Source organism: Brevibacillus sp. HB1.2 (assembly GCF_013332495.1).
GTDB lineage: Bacteria > Bacillota > Bacilli > Brevibacillales > Brevibacillaceae > Brevibacillus > Brevibacillus porteri.
The window spans coordinates 1-6,986 of sequence record NZ_JABMIU010000034.1 but is presented as its reverse complement, the minus strand read 5'-3'; the positions used below and the strand labels follow the sequence as shown (position 1 = coordinate 6,986).

The window sequence follows — 6,986 nt, the reverse complement described above, 5'->3', positions numbered from 1 at the left end:
AGAGAAAGAGAAGAGAGAGAGAGAAGAGAAAGAGAAGAAAGAGAGAGGAGAGAAAGAGAAAGAAAAGAGAAAGAGAGAAGAGAAAGAGAAGAGAAAGAGAGAAGAGAAAGAGAAGAAAGAGAGAGAAGAGAAAGAGAAGAAAGAGAGAGGAGAGAAAGAGAAGAAAGGGAAAGAAGAGAACAAGAGCAGAGGGATACTGAGGGGATGCCTAAAGCTGATTTAGACAAAATTAGAGAAACTGCGCCGGATTACTATAAGGAATTGATAGACAAGTATGGGGATAAGGGAAGATACTACGCTAGGTCTCCAGAAGAGTATGAGAGTTTGGCAAAAGATCCAGCAAAAAACTTTAAAATAAACGAAAAGTCAAAAATTGAGAGACTAGCAGGCTTAGAGTTGGAGGCGAGAGGGGACTTACCTGGTCCTATAGTTAGAGATACCAACCCAGCAGGTGCAGAATTTATTGATGCAACAGGTGTAAAGTGGGACGTTAAAGGATGGTATTCAAAATTTGCACCAAAGGGTTACACACTGGAAAAGGCAATTGCTGATATCGAAGAGTCTCTTTCAAAAGGTGAGAATGTTATCATCGATTCATCAAAAATGTTCCCAGAACATATACACGAAGTACGCGAAGCAGTAAAAGAATTAGGTTTAAGTGATAAATTGTTGTGGTGGCCATAAAATATCGGAAAGGAAGTACTATTATGGATGATAGTAAGTTTTTAAAACATCATAAATGGGCAGAATCGGATGGTGATATGGGAGAGAAATTAGAAATTGTGAAAGAAGAATTAAAACAACTAAATCTTGCAGGGATGAATCTGAGTTGTTCAGAAATTGTAGAGTCAAATATGAACAATTCGTTATTGACGAATAATGATATGAGTGATTGCTATTTTTTAAGTACATCATTCGAAGAAACGAATTTCTCGGAATGTATACTGAGTAAAACAGTATTTGATTACGCATCCCTAAAACATTCAAATATAAGAAATTGTGTAGGTATAAAATCGTCTTTTGAAGATGCAGATCTTAGCTTTGCTAACATATCTGGATCTGACTTGAGGCGAGCATCATTTCGAAGAGCAAATCTAAGCTACGCAAAGTTTTCTAATGTTGATTTAACAAACGCCCTACTCGATGGGGCGCTTCTCTATGGAACTAGTTTTGAAGAAATAAACGGGATTGATGAAGTGTCTGCCAAACATATTTTTGTTGGAACTGAAGAGAAACCATTAAGGTTGGATGGTGATGATATTAAAAGGTGGTTAATGGAGCAGATGAGAGGATAATATCTTCATTAGCAAAATGACAATTTATTAGATTCCTTGCGCAAGGAACAAGATAAATAGGGTTTGTCAAGCATTTTGTGTAAGCCCATTTACTTTCCCAACGACAATATCGTACAATACAACCAACACTAAACAATTCAAACACTTGATAAACTTTCAAAAGCTCTTTCCAACTTGAACCATGAGTAGGAATGAGCTTTTTTGCATGCACAAAATCAAAGGAGGACGAAATGAATGGCAAAACGTGAACCGGTAGTAGAGGAAGTTGTAGAGGAGACGGTACGCTCAATCACTCAGGCACAAGCGGACTATGAACAGCTTATGGATGAGATTCGAGGTTATTGGCAACGGGCAAGGGACTTGCGGGAGAAGGCGGCAGAGTTGAAACTGTCGGGGCGCACAGATGCACAGGTAGGAACAGAGATCCGGCAGTTATTAGATCAAGCTGAACGGTTTGAATTGCTAGGGGATCAGAAAGACCGTCATGAAAAGCAAGAAGCAATTGGTTTCATTGAAGATTTACAGCGTGAAGCATCTGCATTGAGGGGAACTGTACAGCACAACCAAAGCGTGTTAGTTCGTCAGCGTAAGGAACTGGAGGAGGCAAAGGAAGAAGCGGTGGCAATGGTTCAACGGGCAGAGGAACGAGTACAGGAAACAGAACGGCTTCTAGCTTACGAGATGGCAAAGCTTGCGGAATTGGAGGGCTAAGCAGATGAAACATTCAATTCGTGTACAGGTCAAACAGTTAAAGAGTCCAACAGAAAATAGAGTTCTTAGGTTTATAGGCTCAACCGAAACAGAGGACAGAGATCGGGACGTTATTCGTGCTACTGGCTGGCAACTTGAAAATTACAAGAAAAACCCTGTGTTCCTCTGGGCGCATGACTATACGGTTCCCCCGATAGGACGAGCGCTAGATGTGCGAGTAGAGAATAAACAACTGGTATTCGACATTGAATTTCCGGTGAAAGGGCTGTACCACTTAGCGGATACCGTCTATGAACTATATAAAGGCGGTTTCATGAAAGCAACTTCGGTTGGATTCCTAGGCAAGGAGTTTGAACCACGACAAAGCGGCGGCACCCTGTACAAGAAGCAAGAGCTGCTAGAACTATCTGCTGTTCCGGTACCGGCAAATCCAGAAGCTCTACAACTTGCCAAGAGTAAAGGACTTGTTACGAGTGCAACAGAGAAGTTCTTTGGTGACGACGAAATCGTAATTGAAATCGTGGATGACGAAATTGAAATCGAGGGAATCGGCTCTACAGAAGAGTTGGTAGCTACCATTCAAGACGCAGTACAGGAAACGCTCAACAGAGCTACAGGAAAAGTGTAACCCAAGGAGGGATGAACATTATGGTGAAATTAAGTCCGGAAGCATTAGAAGCACGTCGGGAATATAGAAGACAGTATGAGCGAGAGTATCGGCGCAGATGGCGGCAAAAACCTGAAAACAAAGAGAAGCAAAAAGAGTACGAGCGACGATATTGGGAACGTAAGGCAAAGGAGCTAACGCAATAATACGTGCAAACCAACGAGACGGGGGCAAGTATACGTTGCGGGAGGCTCATACCGTAATTTACTTGCTCCTGAAACAGAAAATACGAGACAAACCAATTTTGACGGTTACAGGAGGGGCATAACAAAGATGAACGAAATGACAGAGTATGAAAAGTTCCTATGGGAAGAACTAAGTGCGGCAAACGATATGTTGTTACGAAACGCTTACCTACTAGACGACTATATAGACTACATCAATGCAGCAGGACTACGTGAAGAGTTTGAAGCATTCAGGGAAGTAAAGGCACAGCAAGAAGCAAATGCGAGTAACTGAAATGCGATTAGTTGAAAAGTAACTGATAAACTTTGATGGATTGAGCGGCTGGGGGCGTGTAGACCTCCCCCCGGTCGGGGAAACGAACCCCATGAATTGAGGTTAGGCGGTGAAAGGATGGAAAAAAAGCTGTGCGGAGCAAATAAGAGAACCGGCGGACTATGTAAAAAAGCCGCTTTAGCAAACGGGCGTTGTAGGTTTCATGGGGGAAAATCCACTGGACCGAAAGACCCCAGTAAGCTAAAGGGTAATAAAAACGCATTAAAGCATGGACTGTATGAAGCGATCTGGGAGGATACATTGACGTACGAGGAACGGGAACTGTTAGCCCATGTATCAACTGACCCGAAGGCACAAGTTGAAAGTGAGTTAAAGTTATCGGAAGTACGCATTCTTCGTATGATGCGGCGCATTAAACAAGAAGAGCAGAAGAAAAAGCCGAATCATGCCCTAATACGAGCCATTGAAGAAGGAATAACGAGAATTGGAATGAACAAGGTAAGCCTTGTAAGGGAAAGTAGCAGGCTGTTAGAAATAAACAAAAGTAAAAATGATGGGTCATTAGATCGGCTGAATGAAATACTTGAGCGTGCAAGGAAAGATCATGCAAGGAAGGAATACGAACGCTAACAGAGGGGGGACAAACAGGTGATGAAGCTTGTTCGTTCCCTTTTTTGTGATTGAAGCAGTAGGATGGCAAAATTCAAAATAAATTTGTTTTACCACGATCACGGTAAAAGAACGGCAGGAAGGATAAAAGGAATTGTAATTTCCTTAATCTAGGTCGTATAGTGTTTACAAAAAAGGAGGCACTGGACATGGGTAACGTGAAAATGAAGAGAGTAGTTGGCTACGCTCGAATTTCATCAGATAGTCAGATAGAGAATACATCGATAGCGGAGCAAGTGAAAAAGATTGAAGCGTACTGTATCAGTCAAGGCTGGGAACTGGCAGTAATCTTTAAAGACGAAGGAGAAAGTGGAAGTACGACCGAACGTGAAGGATACAGAGACATGATGCAGTATGTTCAGCAGGCTGAAAACGAAGTGACAGGAATCGTCGTAGTGAAGGCAGACCGTATACACAGAAGGTTGAGAAATTTGATATTATTGATAGAGGATGAACTTGAACCAAAAGGGATAGCATTCATTAGTGTGTCAGAAAATTTCGATACGTCCACACCGTCAGGAATGATGTTTCTGCAAATGATAGGCTCTTTTTCAGAGTTTGAACGGAAGACCATTAACGAACGGACAAAAGGCGGACGGATTGCCACCGCCAAGGGAAATAAATATGCTGGCGGTGCACCTGCCTATGGGTATCAGGTACATAATGGTATGATAATCATAAACGAGCAACAAGCACAAACGGTAAAGAACATATTTCAACTCTATGTAGAGGGGAATAATCCATACAAAATCGCTTGTAAATTGAACCGAGCAGGCATCCGCACCAAAACAGGGAAAGACTGGACTGTTGTACAGGTACAAAACATTCTGAACAATGAGACGTATACAGGGTTCAATACCTACAACGGGCAAAAAGAACGGAACGGCATCAGACAGAAAGATGTTTTCCCTCGTATCATTAGCCGCCAGTTGTGGAACAAGGCAAGGCAGGTTAGCTAATCGTCGATTAACAATGGGAGGTTAGACAAATGAGCAAATTTCAAGAAGCAATGATGATGTGTTCAGAGGACTACGACGAGCTAATAGATATGGCCTTAGCGCAAAAGGACAAGGAATGGTTTGAGGAGCTAGTCAAAAAGCAAAAGTGGTTACGTGAGCTGGAAATCGAAGCACGCCGCGAGTTAGGCGTACTCGACTAGGATACGATCATACTATACAGCAGACCCACGAGAACCGGGCGAGACGACGTTCTCATGTAGGATTACCACAAATGACACCGATGAGGGGAGATACAAACGAGAGCGAACCATCTCACAGGGTTAGACGTTATTGTTGACTCTAGATAAAGCATGTGTCATAATCTCCGTACAGTATTCGATTGTGGTTCAGGGATACTGCTAACTTGCCCAAACTTTGAAAGCTTAGAAAACACACACTTCAAGCACTTGGAAAACACTGTTATTGGTGATTTCAAGTGCTTTTTTGCGTTTAACAGTCAGAAACGGACAGCCGATAATTACTTAATTAGTCGAGTAAGTGTACATTTTTACAATCGCAAGTAGCCAAAAAACGTATGAGAACGGGAGTGTAGCGTGTGATGAAGGCAAGTGTATCCATAGACAAATTTGTCATGGAGTACAAGGATGTGCCGCTTGGGGCTTATTACGGATTGATGAGAGATGCGGCAATGAACGGTTTTCAAATCAAAGAAACGGTGTATTGGGGCGACTACTGTTACGAGTTACATATACGGAAAGGGAATCGAGCCTACCTGCATGTGTTTTACAAGAACTTTAGGGAGACGGAGGGACACTTGCATACATTGCGGCTAGAGACGCACCCCGAACATTACTTGCATTTTCGGGAGTTGGTGGAACCGATACGCAAGGTGGCAAGCAGGATATACTTTGTGGGCTGTGATGTGGCGTACGATGTGCGTACCTCACTGGAAAATGTGGTAGTCATCCCGATGCATGGAAGGAGAAAAATGACTCATGAAGGAACAACGAGGTACTTTGGATTACCTCATCAGCGCAAGACAAACGGATACTGCCGTATTTACGACAAAAGGCTGGAACTATGGGAAAAGCAAGGCATCGCTATTGACCACGAGTTGAGCCGGATGGAGATAGTATATAAACCAGACCAGAAAATATTGCTGTCAGATGTGGGCAGGTATCCGCCCGAGCAGAACGATAAATATTTTGCGGCGGTGGTAACAGATTGGGATACACTTCCTAGAAAACGGGCAGAACAGATTCGCAACATGCGGGACGGAGTAAAAATGTATGATCGTCGTATGCGAACAGTGGTAAAAGAAACCCTTGCAAACCCGTATCACGTAGATTTCAACAGGTTAGCAAGGGAACAATGGGTATCGCTAGTTGAAGTACCTTGTGCGGCATTGCTGAGGGCAGCATAAACCGCAGAGTCAAACAGCGATTGGTGTAACGATTTCGTATTTACAGTATACGACCTTCCCACAGAGGAAAACGACAGGAAACATACAGGGTTGTGCAGATTTTGGAAAATATCGTATACTGCGCATCACTGTTTACCCGTTGTGTAGGGAATGTCGAAAAATATTTTCGTACGCTCCTTTAAAAACGTTGAAATTTTATTATATGTAGTTATACAGACGTTGAACGATTAGAAAATGGACTGGCTGGCGTCCCGTTGCGGGTCACTTGTTGACTAACGCTTGAGCTGAGGTTGCCGACATTTTTTTAGCTTTCAACGTACTTCATAGACAGAGGTGATGCCTTGCATGCACTACAAACAGAAGCATATTTACATTGGAGTTGACCTGCATAAGAAAACACATACGGCGGTGGTGATCAACTGCTGGAACGAGAAGTTGGGGGAAATTACGTTTGAGAACAAGCCCGCCGCTTTTGATGAACTGATCACGTATGTCAAGCAATTCAAGAGTCGAGGCATGACCCCTGTGTATGGACTGGAAGATGTAGGCGGGTATGGTCGTTCGTTAGCGGTGTACCTGTTAGAAAATAAACAGCAGGTGAAGGAGGTCAATTCCGCTCTGTCGTATGCCGAGCGCCAAAGTTACCCGACCACACAAAAAAGCGATAGCTGGGATGCGGAGTGTGTAGCAAGAATCCTGTTAAACAAGTTGGACATCTTGCCCGAGGCAAACCCGCAAGACGTATACTGGACGATTGGTCAACTGGTGACGAGAAGGAATGGCTTGGTGAAGGGATTGATCTC

10 protein-coding genes and 1 pseudogene are annotated in these 6,986 nt (G+C 43.2%); all 11 read left to right on the top strand.

The features are described from left to right. Window positions 1–684 (top strand): annotated as a pseudogene (locus HPY28_RS30005) (hypothetical protein); the annotation flags it as partial. A gap of 23 nt (window positions 685–707) precedes the next feature. Next, a complete protein-coding gene (locus HPY28_RS30000; RefSeq protein ID WP_174231968.1) occupies window positions 708–1,295 on the top strand; it encodes a pentapeptide repeat-containing protein in 588 nt (195 codons plus the stop codon). A gap of 234 nt (window positions 1,296–1,529) precedes the next feature. Then, window positions 1,530–2,006 carry a hypothetical protein gene (locus HPY28_RS29995; protein WP_174231967.1) on the top strand — a complete coding sequence of 159 codons (477 nt, stop codon included), beginning with the start codon at window positions 1,530–1,532 and terminating at the stop codon, window positions 2,004–2,006. 4 nt (window positions 2,007–2,010) lie between these two features. Further along, window positions 2,011–2,634 carry an HK97 family phage prohead protease gene (locus HPY28_RS29990; protein WP_174231966.1) on the top strand — a complete coding sequence of 208 codons (624 nt, stop codon included), beginning with the start codon at window positions 2,011–2,013 and terminating at the stop codon, window positions 2,632–2,634. A 20-nt stretch (window positions 2,635–2,654) separates the two neighbouring features. After that, a complete protein-coding gene (locus tag HPY28_RS29985) occupies window positions 2,655–2,819 on the top strand; it encodes a hypothetical protein (RefSeq protein ID WP_174231965.1) in 165 nt (54 codons plus the stop codon). Between the two features lie 127 nt (window positions 2,820–2,946). After that, a complete protein-coding gene (locus HPY28_RS29980) occupies window positions 2,947–3,132 on the top strand; it encodes a hypothetical protein (RefSeq protein WP_019534772.1) in 186 nt (61 codons plus the stop codon). Window positions 3,133–3,249: 117 nt separating this feature from the next. Beyond that, window positions 3,250–3,762, top strand: coding sequence for an HGGxSTG domain-containing protein (locus HPY28_RS29975; RefSeq protein WP_174231964.1), 513 nt, complete (start codon window positions 3,250–3,252; stop codon window positions 3,760–3,762). A 188-nt stretch (window positions 3,763–3,950) separates the two neighbouring features. Continuing rightward, a complete protein-coding gene (locus tag HPY28_RS29970; RefSeq protein ID WP_254613231.1) occupies window positions 3,951–4,760 on the top strand; it encodes a recombinase family protein in 810 nt (269 codons plus the stop codon). A 29-nt stretch (window positions 4,761–4,789) separates the two neighbouring features. Beyond that, the gene (locus HPY28_RS29965; RefSeq protein ID WP_122966710.1) at window positions 4,790–4,960 is read left to right on the top strand and encodes an IDEAL domain-containing protein; all 171 of its coding nucleotides are present in this window, start codon (window positions 4,790–4,792) and stop codon (window positions 4,958–4,960) included. 398 nt (window positions 4,961–5,358) lie between these two features. After that, window positions 5,359–6,183, top strand: coding sequence for a replication initiation protein (locus HPY28_RS29960; protein WP_217444930.1), 825 nt, complete (start codon window positions 5,359–5,361; stop codon window positions 6,181–6,183). Between the two features lie 345 nt (window positions 6,184–6,528). Further along, window positions 6,529–6,986: IS110 family transposase (locus HPY28_RS29955; RefSeq protein ID WP_174231962.1), on the top strand; the 458-nt coding region annotated here is incomplete at its 3' end.